The sequence below is a fragment of the Sphingobium sp. IP1 genome (assembly GCF_002708645.1).
In the GTDB taxonomy this organism is placed as follows: domain Bacteria; phylum Pseudomonadota; class Alphaproteobacteria; order Sphingomonadales; family Sphingomonadaceae; genus Sphingobium; species Sphingobium yanoikuyae.
This window is the reverse complement of the sequence record NZ_NOIW01000061.1, coordinates 21,779-35,122: the sequence shown is the minus strand read 5'-3', so window position 1 is coordinate 35,122 and position 13,344 is coordinate 21,779. Positions and strand designations below refer to the sequence as shown.

The following is a 13,344-nucleotide window of genomic DNA, read 5'->3' as shown; positions in this document are numbered from 1 at the left end:
GTGGACGTTCCTCCCCGGAACGGGGAGGTGGCAGCGCGAAGCGCTGACGGAGGGGCAGGTGCCTCTTGGCGCTGCGCTATCCGGCCTGGGGCCCCCCCCCCCCCCCCACCCCGGCGGGCCCCCCCCCCCCGCCCGGGGGGGGGTGGTCCTGTTCCCACCCATCTGTCCCTCCCGCGCCCGGGGGGGGCGTCATCCCCCCCCCTCGCCCGCTCGCAAACCGGGGCGAGATGGATCCCCGCCTCCGCGGGGATGACGGCGTAAAAATGGCCGTCCCCTGATCCACCCGTTCATGTTGCCCAGCAGATCGAAATCAGGGTGCCGAAAGCCACCCAGCCGCAACCGATCAGAGGCGCTCATTCCTTCGCCCGCTGGCGGGAGAAGGATAGGAAGCCTTACCGGCAAAGCCGGCCAGGCGAAGTTGGATGAGGGCCGCTTGTTCCAGAAGACCCTCCCCCTCCCACGCCTATGGCGCGGGCCCCTCCCTCTCCCGTGAATGGGAGAGGGTAAGCAACCGGTCCGCTTCCCACTTGCTCGTCAGCGGTGCGCCAAGCTTCCCCGTCCTGCCTGATAAGCTGAGCTTGTCAGACCCGTGGATCGTTCCGCCTGTCGGGCCGTTCCCCGTTGCGCTAAGGGGACGCGCACCACGCACAGGGGAGATTGATCGATGGCCTATACGCTCATCACCGCCAACCGGAATTATTCGAGCTGGTCGCTGCGGCCCTGGCTGTTGATGAAGGGGCTGGGGATCGATTTCGTCGATCGGATCGAGCCCTTTGCCGCGCCGGTCAATTACAGCGCCTTTCGCAGCTTTTCGCCGACGGGGCAGGTGCCCGCGCTGATCGATGGCGACCGGACGGTTTGGGATTCGCTCGGCATCCTTCTCTATCTGGCCGACCGGCATGCGGGCGTCTGGCCCGCCGACGCCGATGCGCGGGCCTTTGCCCAGTGCGCGGTGGCGGAAATGCACAGCGGCTTTTCCGCGCTGCGGTCGACCTGCACGATGAATGTCGGGGTGCGGGTGGAGCTGAACCTGATCGAGCCGGCGCTCAACAAGGATATCGCCCGGCTGCGCGAACTCTGGGAGCAGGGGCTGGCGCGCTTTGGCGGGCCCTATCTGGCCGGCGCGGAGTTCAGCGCGCTCGACGCCTTCTATGCGCCGGTCGCCTTCCGGGTGCGCAGCTATGGCCTGGATGTCGGGCCGATCGCGCGCGGCTGGGTCGAAACCATGCTGGCCCATCCCGCGATGCGCGAATGGGAACAGGCAGCGCTGGCCGAAACCTGGCGCGAGGAGGGCCATGAGGCCGAACTGGCGGCGGTCGGCCGCGTGGTCGAGGATTATCGCGCGGCGTAACATTATTGCTTCAGCCTTGCGAAAAACGCACATTTTCCATCGCAAGCCGCGTTTCTCCCCCTTTCCCCTGGCGTCTTACGGGTCTAGGGGGAGGGGACCATGGTTAAGCCACGCACCCTCTATGAGAAGATCTGGGACGCGCATGTCGTTGAACGGCGTCCCGATGGAACCTGCCTGATCTATATCGATCGTCACCTCGTGCATGAAGTGACGAGCCCGCAGGCGTTCGAAGGCCTACGCCTTGCCGGGCGCAAGGTGCGCCGGCCCGACCTGACCCTGGCGGTGCCCGACCATAATCTGCCGACCACGCCGCGCCGCGACGCCGAGGGGCATCGCATCCCGATCGCCGACCCGGAAAGCGCGCAGCAGCTTGCCGCGCTGGAACGCAATGCGCCCGAATTCGGCGTGCGCCTGATCGGTGACGCGGACCCGGAACAGGGCATCGTCCATGTCGTCGGCCCGGAACAGGGCTTCACCCTGCCGGGCACCACCCTGGTCTGCGGCGACAGCCATACCAGCTCGCACGGCGCACTGGGCGCGCTGGCCTTCGGCATCGGCACGTCCGAGGTCGAGCATGTGCTGGCGACCCAGACGCTGCTGCTGAAACAGTCGAAGACCATGCAGGTCGTGGTCGAGGGCGAACTGGGCTATGGCGTCACCCCCAAGGATGTGGCGCTGGCGATCTGCGGCACGATCGGCACTGCCGGCGGCACCGGCTATGTCATGGAATATCGCGGGTCGGTGTTCCGCGACATGTCGATCGAGGGCCGCCTGACCGTTGCCAACATGTCGATCGAGGCGGGCGCCCGGTCCGGCCTGTTCGCGCCGGACGAGAAGACCTTCGCCTATATCGAGGGCCGTCCGATGGCGCCCAAGGGCGCCGACTGGGATGCGGCCGTCGCCTGGTGGAAGACGCTGCACACGGATGAAGGCGCGACTTTCGACAAGACCGTCGTGATTGACGCGGCCGACATCGTGCCCAACGTCACCTGGGGCACCAGCCCCGAGGATGTGGTGCCGGTGACCGGCGTGGTGCCGGACCCCGAAAGCTTCGCCGATGCGTCGAAGCGCGCCGCCGCGCAGAAGTCGCTCGACTATATGGGCCTCATCGCCGGACAGAAGATGGAAGATGTCGCGATCGAGCATGTCTTCATCGGCAGCTGCACCAACAGCCGGATCGAGGATCTGCGCGCCGCCGCCGGCCTGCTGAAGGGGCGGCATATCGCCGCCGGCATCAAGCATGCGATGGTGGTGCCGGGATCGGGCCTGGTCAAGCGCATGGCCGAGGCCGAGGGGCTGGACCGCATCTTCCTCGACGCCGGTTTCGAATGGCGCGAGCCGGGCTGTTCGGCATGCCTGGGCATGAACCCGGACAAGGTGCCGGCCGGCGAACGCTGCGCATCGACCAGCAATCGCAATTTCATGGGCCGTCAGGGGCCGGGATCGCGCACGCATCTGGTCTCGCCGGAAATGGCGGCGGCCGCCGCGCTGACCGGCCGGTTGACCGATGTGCGCGCATTGATGGGTGAAAAAGAGGGGATGGTCGCATGAAGAAGGTATTCTGGGTGCTGGCGCTGGGCGCGCTGGCCAGTGCGGCGATGGCCGCGACGCTGGGCCGCGCTGAGGACGGTCCCGCGGTGGAGGCGAAGCGGGCGCACTGATGGACAAGCTGACTACCGTTGACGGCCGAGCCTATCCGTTCGGGATGAAGAATGTCGACACCGACATCGTCATCCCGGCGCACTGGCTCAAGACGATTTCGCGCGCGGGCCTTGGCAAGGGCGCGTTCGAGGTGCTGCGCAAGGAACCGGGCAATGTCTTTGACGATCCCGAATATGCCGGCAGCCCGATCCTGATCGCGGGCGACAATTTCGGTTGCGGCTCCAGCCGTGAACATGCCGCCTGGGCGCTTGGCGACCTGGGCATCAAGGTGGTGATCGCGCCGAGCTTTTCCGACATCTTCTCGGGCAATGCGTTCAAGAACGGCATATTGACCGTGGTGCTGCCGCAGGAGGCGATCGACCGGCTGATGGAGGTCGCCAAGACCGACCCGATCCATGTCGATCTGGAGCAGCAGAGCGTCACCACCCAATATCAGGATCGCTTCAGCTTCGAGATCGACCCGTTCCGCAAGCATTGCCTGCTGGGCGGCCTGGACGAGATCGGCCTGACCCTGGATGAGGCGGATGTGATCGACGCGTTCGAGGCGAAGGATGCGGCTTTGCGCCCCTGGCTGGTGCCGGCCGTTGCCTAAAGGCGCGGTTCCGCCTATCTCTGAACGCGACAGACGCATTTCAACAGGGCTTCACGCATGACCACTTTCGACGACCGCGAGCGCGCATTTGAAAATATGTTCGCGCACGACCAGGAGATGCAGTTCCGCATCCAGGCGCGCCGCAACCGCCTGCTGGGCGAATGGGCGGCCGCGAAGATGGGCCTGACGCCCGAGGAAACCGACGCCTATGCCAAGGCCGTCGTGCAGGCCGATTTCGAGGAAGCGGGCGACGAGGACGTCATCCGCAAGCTGCTGGGCGACATGACCCAGGCCGGCCTCGACATCGATGAAGCCGGGGTGCGCACCGCGCTCGACGAGCAGGCGGTGATCGCCCGCCGCATGTTCATCGAAGCGCAGTAAGGCAGGTATCGCCATGCCGATGGCAGCAGACGATATTGCCGAGATGATCAAGACCGCGATCCCGGATGCGCAGGTCGAGATTACCGATCTTGCCGGCGACGGCGATCATTATGCGGCGAAGGTCGTGTCCGAAAGCTTTCGGGGCATGAGCCGGGTGGCGCAGCAGCGCGCCGTCTATGCGGCGCTGGGCGGACGCATGGGCGGGGTGCTTCACGCCTTGCAACTGACCACCGCCGTTCCCAACTAACCGCCATAGCGACATATGCGTCCCGCCGCGCGGCGACGCCAGACAAAGAATTGGACCCAGTGAAATGACCGACGCCGTGCAGCAGCGGATCGCCGACATCGTCAACGGTAATGACGTGGTGCTCTTCATGAAGGGCACGCCGCTCTTCCCCCAGTGCGGCTTTTCCAGCCGCGCGATCGCGATCCTGGAACATCTGGGCGTGAATTACGAGACGGTCGACGTGCTGCAGGACCAGGCCGTCCGCCAGGGCATCAAGAGCTTCTCCGACTGGCCGACCATTCCCCAGCTTTATGTGAAGGGTGAATTTGTCGGCGGCAGCGACATCATGATGGAAATGTATGAGGCCGGCGAGCTTCAGCAGCTGATGACCGACAACGGCGTCGCTGCGGCGAACTGATCGCCGGCTCAGGGCAAAAGATCATGGGGCGGTCCGCTGGTCGGGCCGCCCTTTTTCTTGTCTGCAGTGCGGGCATATGAGGCCGGCCAGGGCCGGTTCAATGTGCTGCAAGCCCGGCTGGCGATAAGGTCTGTGAAAGCTTCGGGAACGGCCACCGGGTGGGGGATGCCTGCGGAGACCGTGCCGGCATCCCCCGGGTAGTTGAACGGTGGGAATGTGGGAAGAGAAGCATCCGGCGTGCCAGAAGTGGAAAGCCACGCATTCGTGCATGGTTCAAGGGTTAACGCCGCCAGTCGTCCGCTGTCGTTTGTAAGGTCGCCCGACACTTTCGTCGAAAAGCCATTTGGGCCGAGCCACTTTCCTGATTGACTACATCCGTAATCGATGCGACTACATGTGTAGTTGGAGAGTCGGAACAGGGTCGGGATCAGGCAGTGAGCGAGAAGATCAGCGAAGCGGAACTGGTGGTGATGGAAGCGCTGTGGGAACAGGCGCCGGCCACCGCCAATGACGTCGCCGATCGCGTCACCGCCGAACGCGACTGGAGCCTGCAGACGGTCAAGACCTTGCTGTCGCGGCTGATGGCCAAGGAGGTGATCGCCGCCGACCAGGATGGCCGCCGCTTCCTCTATCGCCCGTTGGTGGCGCGCGAGGATTATGTGGCGAGCGAGTCTGGCCGGCTGGTCAATCGCCTGTTCGGCGGTCGCATCTCTCCCTTGGTCGCCCAACTGGCGAGCCAGGACCAGTTGAGCGCGGATGATATCGCGGAGCTTGAGGAAATCCTGAAGGGGTTGAAATCATGAGCGTCTGGATGGCCGAAACGCTGATCGCCACGACCCTGCTGATGGCGATGGTGATGATGTTGCGACGCCCGGTGGCGCGCTGGCTGGGGGCAGGGGCGGCCTATTGGCTGTGGCTGCTGCCGCTGGCCCGCATGCTGTTGCCGACCTTGCCGCGCGAGGTTGCCGCGCCTTCGCCGCTGCATAATGTCGTGGACCAGGCGGGCCTGCCGGCGCTGCTGGAGATCGCGCCATCGCCCGCGGCACAGGCCGCCGCGACAAGCATCCCCTGGCTGGAAATGGCGATCGGCCTGTGGGCGCTGGGCGTCGTCCTGTTCCTGGTCGTGCAGGCGATCGGCTATGCCCGGTTTCGCCGCGACATATTGGCCGGATCGACGCCGCTGGGCGAGGAAGGGCGCATCCGCCTGATCACCAGTCCGCAGGCATCGGGGCCGCTCGCCTTCGGTATTTTCCGGCCCTATATTGTCCTGCCGGCCGATTTCGGGCTGCGCTATGACGCGCAGGAGCAGGATATGGCGATCGCCCATGAACGCGCCCATCATGAGCGCGGTGATCTGGCCGCCAACATGGTCGCGCTGCTGCTGCTGGCACTGCACTGGTGCAATCCGGTCGCCTGGATCGCCTATCGCGCCTATCGCGCCGATCAGGAAACCGCCTGCGACGCGCGCGTCCTCTCGCTCTACGGCCAGGATCAGGCCCATGCCTATGGCCGTGCCATATTGAAGGCCGCCGGTGGTCGCCAATTTGCCGGCGCCTGCCATCTCACCCGCATCACCACGCTCAAGGGGAGGCTGAAAATGCTTTCGAGCCATGAAACATCGTTGAAGCGCATCAGTTGGGGCATGGCCGCCGTCGCCATGGTCGTTGCCACGGGCCTGGCCCTCACCGCATCGGGCAGCCGCGCCGCGCAGCAGATGGCGGCGATCACCGACAAGGTCGATCAGGCCGATTTCGCCAAGCTGACCAACCTGGTGTCGCAGCCCGTCTCGGCGCGGGAGGCCCTGCCGCAGGCCGCGCCGGTTCCCGCCGCCGCGCCCGTGCCGGCGGCCGCGCCCGCGTCGGTCGCCCATGCCGATCGCGTGCCGCCTGCAGCGCCCGTGCCGCCGGTTCCGGCCGCCGACATCGTGCCCCCGGTTCCGCCGGTCCCGCCCGTGCCACCGGTGACGGTGCGCAGCGAGCCGGGCCGGGTGATCGTCACCCATGCCAATGGCCGGGTCGAAACCCATCGCATCCCGACCGAGGCGGAGATTGCCCGCATGGTGCCGGTGGTCGACGTGCGCGAAGGCTGCGAGGGCGACAAGGTCACCAGCCATCGCGAATTTGTCGATGCCAATGGCCGCCGCAACATCCGGGTGCGCATCTGCGAGCGGGCGATCGAGGCGCAGGCCCGCAAAGCGGAGCGGATCGCCATGCTGAACGCCCGCGATGCCGAGCGCATGTCCCGCAATGCCGAACGGGCGGGGCGCAATGCCGCGCGCGCCGGGCTGACCGCAGCCCGTGCCCAGATCGCCGCCAGCCGCATGCCGGAAAGCGACCGGGCAGAGGCACTGCGCGACATCGACCAGGAACTGGCCGACCTCGATCGCAATCCGGACTGATGCTTTTTTAGACCGCCACCACTTCGGGCAGGATAGCGTCGAGCAGCAACATGCCCGCCGGGCTGACCTGAAGCCGGTTGCCGGTTCGCCAGACCAGCCCCAGATCATTCATCCGGTCGATCGCCCGATCATCCACCAGCGCGTCGATCGGCAGGCCCGAGAGGCCGGCGATCCGGGCCAGATCGACCCCTTCGCCCAGACGCAATCCCATCAGCAGCGCCTCGCGCGCCTTGTCCTCGGCCTGCAGCGGCACTTCCTGTTGCAGGCCGTTGCCGTTGCGATCGACCGCGCCCATCCAGTTTTCCGGCTTCTTGTGGCGCAATGTCGCCATGCCGCCGCGGCGGCCATGGGCGCCGGGGCCGATGCCGACATAGTCGCCATAGCGCCAGTAGATGAGGTTGTGGCGGCTTTCCTGTTCCGGTCGGGCATGGTTGCTGATCTCGTAGGAAGGGATGCCGGCCTCCGCCGTCATCGCCTGGGTCAGCTCATAAAGTGTGGCGCCATGATCCGGGTCGACCGGTGTCAGCTTGCCCTGCGTGGCGAGCGTGGCGAAGCGCGTGCCCGGCTCGATCGTTAACTGATAGAGTGACAGATGGCCGGTGCCGAAGGAGAGGGCGCGCGCCAGCTCCGCTTCCCAGTCCGATTCGCTCTGGCCGGGGCGCGCGTAGATGAGATCGAAGCTGACCCGGTCAAAAATGCGACGAGCCGTGTCGAGTGCGCCCAGCCCCTCATCGACGTCATGGGCACGCCCCAGGAAGGCCAGTGCCTCGTTGTCGAGCGCCTGCAGGCCGAGCGACACACGGTTGATCCCGGCGGCCGCCAGATCGCCGAAACGCGCGGCTTCCACCGAGTTCGGGTTGGCCTCAAGCGTGATCTCTATGTCGTTGGAAAAGCCCCAATGTCTTTCTGCCGCCTCGATCAGGGAAGCGGCGATGCGGGGCGGCATCAGCGACGGCGTGCCACCGCCAAAGAAGATCGAACGGAGCGGTCGCCGGCCGGTTTTTTCCGCCTCATGGGCAAGGTCGGCGAGCAGCGCAGCCTGCCACGCATCGGCGTCGATCCGGTCGCGAACATGACTGTTAAAATCGCAGTAAGGACACTTCGAAACACAAAATGGCCAATGAACATATAGGCCAAGAGCCTCGGTGAAAGCCGGTGGGGCGAGAAGGACTTCGGGTGACATGAGTGGACATATCTTTAGACGCGTTCAGCGCGGCCCGCTAGCGGCTGCACTGATGCTTTTCGGCGGGATGATCGCAGGGGCGGTCGCACCGGCATCGGCTTCGGTCAATCGCGACGTGTGGAATTATTATAATATCCAGCCGGCGCCGCGTTCCGACGCGATGCTGCGCCAGGTGGTGATGGACGTGCATAATCGCGAGCGCCAGTCGCTGGGCGTGCCCGCGCTGGCCTGGGATGATCGCCTGGCGGCCGATGCGGCCGGCTATGCGCGCCAGATGGTGCATACCAACCAGTTTCGCCATTCGCATGGCGGTGAACGCGACGAGGAAATCGGCGAAAATCTGTGGATGGGGACGCACCGGGCCTATGGCTATACCGCCATGCTCGACGCCTTCATGGACGAACGCCGCGCCTTCGTGTTCAAGGCCCGCTTCCCCGATGTCAGCACGACCGGCAATTGGGAAGATGTCGGCCACTATACCCAGATGATCTGGCGCGGCACCCGTCGGGTCGGCTGCGCGCTGGGCGAGGGCGCCCAATATGATTATCTGGTCTGCCGCTATTATCCGGCAGGCAATGTCTATGGCATGAGCCCGTTCGACCGCGACTTTGGCGGCTGGCAGGGCTGAAGACCTTATCCCAGGCGGATCATTTTTCCTCTCTGTCGATTATGCCATGAAGCGCAGTCGGCAAAAGGGGGGAGGAAAAATGCAGCCCGTTTCAAGAACAAGGCCATGGGCCTGTATCAGCATGACGATGGCGCTGCTGGCTCTGGCCGCGTGCGGTTCACTGTCCCCGACGCCCGATAATCAGGGCGCTGCGCCTACCACGCCCGAAAATACCTCCACCACCGCCGCCCAGCTAGACAAGGCACCGGCCCCCCGATCCAGCCAGGCCGACCTGTCGCCCCTGTCCTGCACCGCCGAGATCGGCGCGGCTGCGGCCGAGCGCCGCGTCAAGCTGTGCATCAGCGTGTCGCCCGCCACCCATCCGCCCTGCAATGCCGCCAATAGCTGTGCGATGATCGAGGATGAGATTGCGCGCAGTTGCGCGCTGTTCGACGGCCAGGGCGAACCGATGGCCGGATGCACGCCCGAACCCAAGAGCATGGCGGCTGCGGCGGCCGTGGTGCAGCGTTATTATGCGGCGATCAACGCGCGCGACTATGGCACCGCCTGGAGCCAGTGGGGCGAAGATGGGCCGGCAGGGCAGACGATGGAAAAATTCCAGGCCGGCTTTGCTGCCACCCGTGCGACCCATGTGACGATCGGCCGGATGACGCCGGGCGATGCGGGCGCCGGCTCCGTCTACCAGCCGGTGCCGGTGACGATCGACGCGGAACTGGCGGATGGCACACGCCAGCATTTTGCCGGCACCTATGTCGTGCGGCGCGTCAATGATGTCGACGGGGCATCGGCCGCGCAGTGGCGCTGGCATATCGATTCGGCGAAGCTGCGCCCCGTTTCGTCGGAGTGATGCGGACAGGTGATCGCCTGTGCCGGACTATTCATCCCTGCTTCACACGATCGGGCGTTTAGCCGCAGCATCGCGTTCCGAACCGGCCGGGCCGGGGGAGAGGCGCGGGTTATCGGGTCGAAAGAACAAAGACGATGCGCGGGTGGAAATGGGGGCTGGCCGTTGCGACGGCCGCCATGATGCTGGGGATTTTTGGTGGCAAGGGGCAGGCAGCGCCGGAACGGCGCGCGCCCGGCCCGGCCGAACAATATGGCATGGAAGAGGCCGATCGCGACGATGGGCTGCTGCAGGACGTGGTCCTGGGCATGCATAATGACGAGCGCAGTCGCTGGGGCCTGACCCCGCTCGCCTGGGACCGGACGCTGGCGGCGGATGCGGCGCGCTATGCGCGGCAGATGGCGCGGACCAATATCTTCGCCCACAGCCCGCGCGCGACCCGCGCGGTGCCGAGTGGCGAAAATCTGTGGATGGGAAGCCGGGGCCTCTATGATTATGAGGTGATGGTCGGCGCCTTCCTCAATGAACGGCGCTATTTCCGGCGGGCGGGCAAGATGCCCAATTTCAGCACCACCGGTCGCTGGCAGGATGTCGCCCATTATACCCAGATCATCTGGCGCGGCACCCGGTCGGTCGGCTGCGCACTGGCCGAGGGGCGCAGCTTCGACTATCTCGTCTGCCGCTATTATCCCGCCGGCAACATGTTCGGCATGGGGCCGCTGGATGCGGCGCCGGTGCTGGCGGGCGGCGAGGAATAGGGGATTGATGCGACCAAGATTGGCCGGACTGGCGCTGCTTCTGCCGTTGACGATCGGAGCCTGCACTGCCGAGGTGCCGAAAAGCCTGTGCGGCATGCCGCCTGGCCTTCAATCCTGGCAGGGCCTGTCGGTCCGCTGGAGCGGGACGATCATCAGCCTGTCCGCGCCGCCCGATGCTGGTAGCAGCAGCTATTTTGCCAATGAAGCGTGCGGCCAGATCGTCAGGATTCCCTTTCAGGGAACCGCCAAGCCTTTTGAGGTCTCGGCCTATCATGCGGAGGTCGAGGGGCATCTGGTCGTCGAGGATCGGCGCCCCATGCTCATCATCGACCATTATGTCAGTCGTGTCCCCGCCTTGAGCCGGGCGGAGAGCGAAGCCTATTTCAGCCGTCTTATTGCTGCGCATAATCGCCGGCTGGCCGCGGAATCGCGGCCCCGGCAAGCCAAGCGTTAGATCACGGCCTTGACCAACTGGGCGAAGGCGTCGGCGCGGTGGCTCATCGCGTGCTTGGCGTCCGGGTCCATCTCGCCGAAGCTGATGTCGTGGCCCAAGGGCTGGAACATCGCGTCATAGCCAAAGCCATTTGCCCCGCGCGGCGGCCAGACCAGCAGGCCATCGACCCGGCCCTCGAACGCCTCGACATGGCCGTCGGGCCAGGCGAGGGCGAGGGCGCAGATGAAATGGGCGCCATGGCCGGCGTCCGGCCCCTTGGCCTGGACCCCGTCCCACACCTTCTGCATCGCCATGCCGAAGTCCTTGTCCGGCCCGGCCCAGCGGGCGGAAAAGAGGCCCGGATCGCCGTTCAGCGCCTCGACGCACAGGCCACTGTCGTCGGCCAGCGCCGGCAGGCCAGAGAGGTCGGCGGCCTGCATCGCCTTCAACTCGGCATTGGCGATGAAGGTGGTGCCGGTTTCCTCCGGCTCGGGCAGGTCGAGCGACGCGGCGGAGATCGGCTCGATCCCATAGGGGCCGAGCAGCGCGGCGATTTCCCGCACCTTGCCGGCATTGTGGCTGGCGATCACCAGCTTGCCGGGCTTCAGCTTGCGGATCGCCTGTTCCTGTCCGTATTCGTCGCTCATCTGGCTCTACCCTGTGTCGTTCGTTTCGAGCGTAGTCGAGAAACGCACGAATGCGCTATCTGCTTCTCGACTTCGCTCGAAGCGAACGGATTTCAATTACCGACCCGTCGCCACATCCTGCGCGGCGAAGATCTTGGCGCAGCCGATGCGGGCGAGGCGGAGCAGGCGGAGCAGCTCTTCCTCGTCATAGGCGGCGCCTTCAGCCGTGGCCTGCACTTCGGCGAACTTGCCGTCGCCGGTCAGGATCAGGTTGGCGTCGGTCTCGGCATTGCTGTCCTCGGCATAGTCGAGGTCGAGCACCGGCGTGCCTTCATGGATGCCACAGCTGATCGCGGCGACCTTCTGGATGATCGGGTCTTCGCTGAGCGCGCCCGAGGCGAGCAGCTTGTCGACGGCGATGCGCAGCGCAACCCAGCTGCCCGAGATGGCGGCGGTGCGGGTGCCGCCATCGGCCTGGATCACGTCGCAGTCGATCACGATCTGGCGCTCGCCGAGCTTCTTGAGGTCGACGACGGTGCGCAGCGAGCGGCCGATCAGGCGCTGGATTTCCTGGGTGCGGCCCGACTGCTTGCCCTTGGCGGCTTCGCGGCTGCCGCGGGTGTGGGTGGCGCGGGGCAGCATGCCATATTCGGCCGTGACCCAGCCCGAACCCTTGCCACGCAGGAAGGGGGGCACCTTTTCCTCGATCGAGGCGGTGCAGAGGACGCGGGTGTCACCGAAGCTGACGAGGCACGAGCCCTCGGCATGGATGGTGAAGCCGGGTTCCATGGTAATGTCGCGCATCTGGTCGGGCGCGCGGCCGGAAGGACGCATAATATTCTACTCCGAAGCGGTCAGGTGGCGGGGGATAGCGCCGGGATGCGCGTCATGCCAGTGCCATCCGCCAAAAGTTGCGATAAGAGGGGCGCCATGAAGAGAGCGATGATGATGGGGCCGGTTGCGATGCTGGCGCTGGCGGGATGCGTGACCGACCGGGAGAAGGTGGAGCTGGAGCCGCCGACGGCCGCCGGCGACACGATCCGTTTCACCGCCGGCCGATGCTTCGGCGCCTGTCCCGCCTATACGCTCACGGTGACGCCCGATGGCTCGGGCCTGCTGGAGCCCGAGCGCTTCACCTCCGTCCCCGGTCCGACCCGCTTCACCGTCAGCGCCGCGCAATATCGCCAGCTGCGCACCGGCCTTGCCCCGTGGAAGCCGGCGACCGGGACGACCAAGCGCATCGCCCAGGGCGAGAATTGCACCCGCTTCGCCACCGACATGCCCAGCTACACGATCGAATGGACGCGTGGTGACGGGAAGGGCGGGGGCAAGGGAACGAAACCGACCCGGCTCGATTTCCAGTCGGGCTGCATGGACAGCCGCTATGCGAAACTCCGCACGACGATCGGCACCATCCCCAAGATGCTGGGCATCGAACCGATGCTGAAGCCCAAGCCGGCAAGCTGAACCGGCCCGCCGCGACGCGACAGCCCGAAGTTCACAGTGTCGCAGGGGTAAATTGCGTCGATTCCGGCGAATTGCGCCTGCCACGCGCCAGCGAAGCGACAGGCACGCGACACGCGGGTCAGGCCAACGCGACAGTCGCGCGCCTCTGACGCGACAGTTAGGCGACACTGAAACGACAGCGACGCGACAGGTTTGCGCGTGGGGCAGGGTTGTTAAGCGGGGCGTGGGAGCGGCCTGTTCCATCGCGCAGGATAGATCAGAAGATCGGCGAATAGGAAAGGGAAGGCGGGGTTGCGCCCAACCCTGTCGTCGCTGTGATCTAGAAACTGACCCAATATCTGCCGCTTCCAAGGGCCTGGAGCTTGCCTATCCCTTAA

General features: G+C 65.8%; 16 protein-coding genes. 13 read left to right on the top strand and 3 right to left on the bottom strand.

Translation table 11 applies throughout. From position 1 onward, the window contains the following. Positions 1–664 precede the first annotated feature (664 nt). The 8 genes from CG471_RS19165 (at position 665) to CG471_RS19130 (ending at position 7,028) form a co-directional block, all read left to right on the top strand. Positions 665–1,351 (top strand): glutathione S-transferase family protein, encoded by a 687-nt coding sequence (locus tag CG471_RS19165; protein ID WP_048938740.1) that lies wholly within the window; start codon positions 665–667, stop codon positions 1,349–1,351. A 99-nt stretch (positions 1,352–1,450) separates the two neighbouring features. Further along, positions 1,451–2,902 (top strand): 3-isopropylmalate dehydratase large subunit, encoded by a 1,452-nt coding sequence (gene leuC, locus CG471_RS19160; RefSeq protein ID WP_097382359.1) that lies wholly within the window; start codon positions 1,451–1,453, stop codon positions 2,900–2,902. Between the two features lie 109 nt (positions 2,903–3,011). Continuing rightward, positions 3,012–3,605: a 3-isopropylmalate dehydratase small subunit gene (leuD, locus tag CG471_RS19155; RefSeq protein WP_004210902.1), complete on the top strand. Its 594-nt coding sequence runs from the start codon at positions 3,012–3,014 to the stop codon at positions 3,603–3,605. A gap of 57 nt (positions 3,606–3,662) precedes the next feature. Beyond that, positions 3,663–3,986, top strand: a complete 324-nt coding sequence (locus CG471_RS19150; RefSeq protein WP_004210904.1) for a DUF1476 domain-containing protein — start codon at positions 3,663–3,665, stop codon at positions 3,984–3,986. Positions 3,987–3,999: 13 nt separating this feature from the next. Further along, positions 4,000–4,233, top strand: a complete 234-nt coding sequence (locus tag CG471_RS19145; RefSeq protein WP_004210906.1) for a BolA/IbaG family iron-sulfur metabolism protein — start codon at positions 4,000–4,002, stop codon at positions 4,231–4,233. Positions 4,234–4,297: 64 nt separating this feature from the next. Next, complete coding sequence (gene grxD / locus CG471_RS19140) at positions 4,298–4,630, top strand: Grx4 family monothiol glutaredoxin (RefSeq protein ID WP_099233080.1); 333 nt, start codon at positions 4,298–4,300, stop codon at positions 4,628–4,630. A gap of 434 nt (positions 4,631–5,064) precedes the next feature. Continuing rightward, positions 5,065–5,433, top strand: a complete 369-nt coding sequence (locus CG471_RS19135; RefSeq protein WP_004210924.1) for a BlaI/MecI/CopY family transcriptional regulator — start codon at positions 5,065–5,067, stop codon at positions 5,431–5,433. Next, entirely contained in the window at positions 5,430–7,028 is a 1,599-nt protein-coding gene (locus tag CG471_RS19130; RefSeq protein WP_099233078.1) for a M56 family metallopeptidase, read from the top strand. The genes CG471_RS19135 and CG471_RS19130 overlap by 4 nt, the downstream gene beginning before the upstream one ends. A 7-nt stretch (positions 7,029–7,035) precedes the next feature. Here the strand turns inward: CG471_RS19130 and hemW are convergent, their stop codons facing one another. Then, complete coding sequence (hemW, locus tag CG471_RS19125; RefSeq protein ID WP_099233076.1) at positions 7,036–8,211, bottom strand: radical SAM family heme chaperone HemW; 1,176 nt, start codon at positions 8,209–8,211, stop codon at positions 7,036–7,038. Between the two features lie 52 nt (positions 8,212–8,263). Between hemW and CG471_RS19120 the strand changes: the two genes are divergently transcribed. The 4 genes from CG471_RS19120 to CG471_RS19105 all read left to right on the top strand — a co-directional run bounded on the left by CG471_RS19120 (position 8,264) and on the right by CG471_RS19105 (position 10,895). Continuing rightward, positions 8,264–8,839 (top strand): CAP domain-containing protein, encoded by a 576-nt coding sequence (locus CG471_RS19120; protein ID WP_010337592.1) that lies wholly within the window; start codon positions 8,264–8,266, stop codon positions 8,837–8,839. Positions 8,840–8,960: 121 nt separating this feature from the next. Then, positions 8,961–9,686, top strand: a complete 726-nt coding sequence (locus tag CG471_RS19115; protein ID WP_099233074.1) for a hypothetical protein — start codon at positions 8,961–8,963, stop codon at positions 9,684–9,686. Between the two features lie 134 nt (positions 9,687–9,820). After that, entirely contained in the window at positions 9,821–10,441 is a 621-nt protein-coding gene (locus CG471_RS19110; protein ID WP_099233072.1) for a CAP domain-containing protein, read from the top strand. A 7-nt stretch (positions 10,442–10,448) separates the two neighbouring features. After that, positions 10,449–10,895 carry a hypothetical protein gene (locus tag CG471_RS19105; protein WP_143560249.1) on the top strand — a complete coding sequence of 149 codons (447 nt, stop codon included), beginning with the start codon at positions 10,449–10,451 and terminating at the stop codon, positions 10,893–10,895. Here CG471_RS19105 and rdgB read toward each other — a convergent pair. Together rdgB and rph are read right to left on the bottom strand one after the other, a co-directional pair. Next, positions 10,892–11,521 (bottom strand): RdgB/HAM1 family non-canonical purine NTP pyrophosphatase, encoded by a 630-nt coding sequence (rdgB, locus tag CG471_RS19100; RefSeq protein WP_069336199.1) that lies wholly within the window; start codon positions 11,519–11,521, stop codon positions 10,892–10,894. The genes CG471_RS19105 and rdgB overlap by 4 nt on opposite strands. Before the next feature lie 96 nt (positions 11,522–11,617). Further along, entirely contained in the window at positions 11,618–12,334 is a 717-nt protein-coding gene (gene rph / locus CG471_RS19095) for a ribonuclease PH (protein WP_099233068.1), read from the bottom strand. Between the two features lie 96 nt (positions 12,335–12,430). On the opposite strand from rph, the gene CG471_RS19090 reads away from it, so the two are divergent. Continuing rightward, positions 12,431–12,967: a DUF6438 domain-containing protein gene (locus CG471_RS19090; RefSeq protein ID WP_218964271.1), complete on the top strand. Its 537-nt coding sequence runs from the start codon at positions 12,431–12,433 to the stop codon at positions 12,965–12,967. The last annotated feature ends 377 nt before the right edge of the window (positions 12,968–13,344 follow it).

Coding starts and splice junctions, on each gene's coding strand:
- CG471_RS19165 (WP_048938740.1), top strand. CDS start 665: ATGGCCTATACGCTCATCACCGCCAACCGGAATTATTCGAGCTGGTCG.
- leuC (WP_097382359.1), top strand. CDS start 1,451: ATGGTTAAGCCACGCACCCTCTATGAGAAGATCTGGGACGCGCATGTC.
- leuD (WP_004210902.1), top strand. CDS start 3,012: ATGGACAAGCTGACTACCGTTGACGGCCGAGCCTATCCGTTCGGGATG.
- CG471_RS19150 (WP_004210904.1), top strand. CDS start 3,663: ATGACCACTTTCGACGACCGCGAGCGCGCATTTGAAAATATGTTCGCG.
- CG471_RS19145 (WP_004210906.1), top strand. CDS start 4,000: ATGCCGATGGCAGCAGACGATATTGCCGAGATGATCAAGACCGCGATC.
- grxD (WP_099233080.1), top strand. CDS start 4,298: ATGACCGACGCCGTGCAGCAGCGGATCGCCGACATCGTCAACGGTAAT.
- CG471_RS19130 (WP_099233078.1), top strand. CDS start 5,430: ATGAGCGTCTGGATGGCCGAAACGCTGATCGCCACGACCCTGCTGATG.
- hemW (WP_099233076.1), bottom strand. CDS start 8,211: ATGTCACCCGAAGTCCTTCTCGCCCCACCGGCTTTCACCGAGGCTCTT.
- CG471_RS19120 (WP_010337592.1), top strand. CDS start 8,264: ATGCTTTTCGGCGGGATGATCGCAGGGGCGGTCGCACCGGCATCGGCT.
- CG471_RS19115 (WP_099233074.1), top strand. CDS start 8,961: ATGACGATGGCGCTGCTGGCTCTGGCCGCGTGCGGTTCACTGTCCCCG.
- CG471_RS19110 (WP_099233072.1), top strand. CDS start 9,821: ATGCGCGGGTGGAAATGGGGGCTGGCCGTTGCGACGGCCGCCATGATG.
- CG471_RS19105 (WP_143560249.1), top strand. CDS start 10,449: ATGCGACCAAGATTGGCCGGACTGGCGCTGCTTCTGCCGTTGACGATC.
- rdgB (WP_069336199.1), bottom strand. CDS start 11,521: ATGAGCGACGAATACGGACAGGAACAGGCGATCCGCAAGCTGAAGCCC.
- rph (WP_099233068.1), bottom strand. CDS start 12,334: ATGCGTCCTTCCGGCCGCGCGCCCGACCAGATGCGCGACATTACCATG.
- CG471_RS19090 (WP_218964271.1), top strand. CDS start 12,431: ATGAAGAGAGCGATGATGATGGGGCCGGTTGCGATGCTGGCGCTGGCG.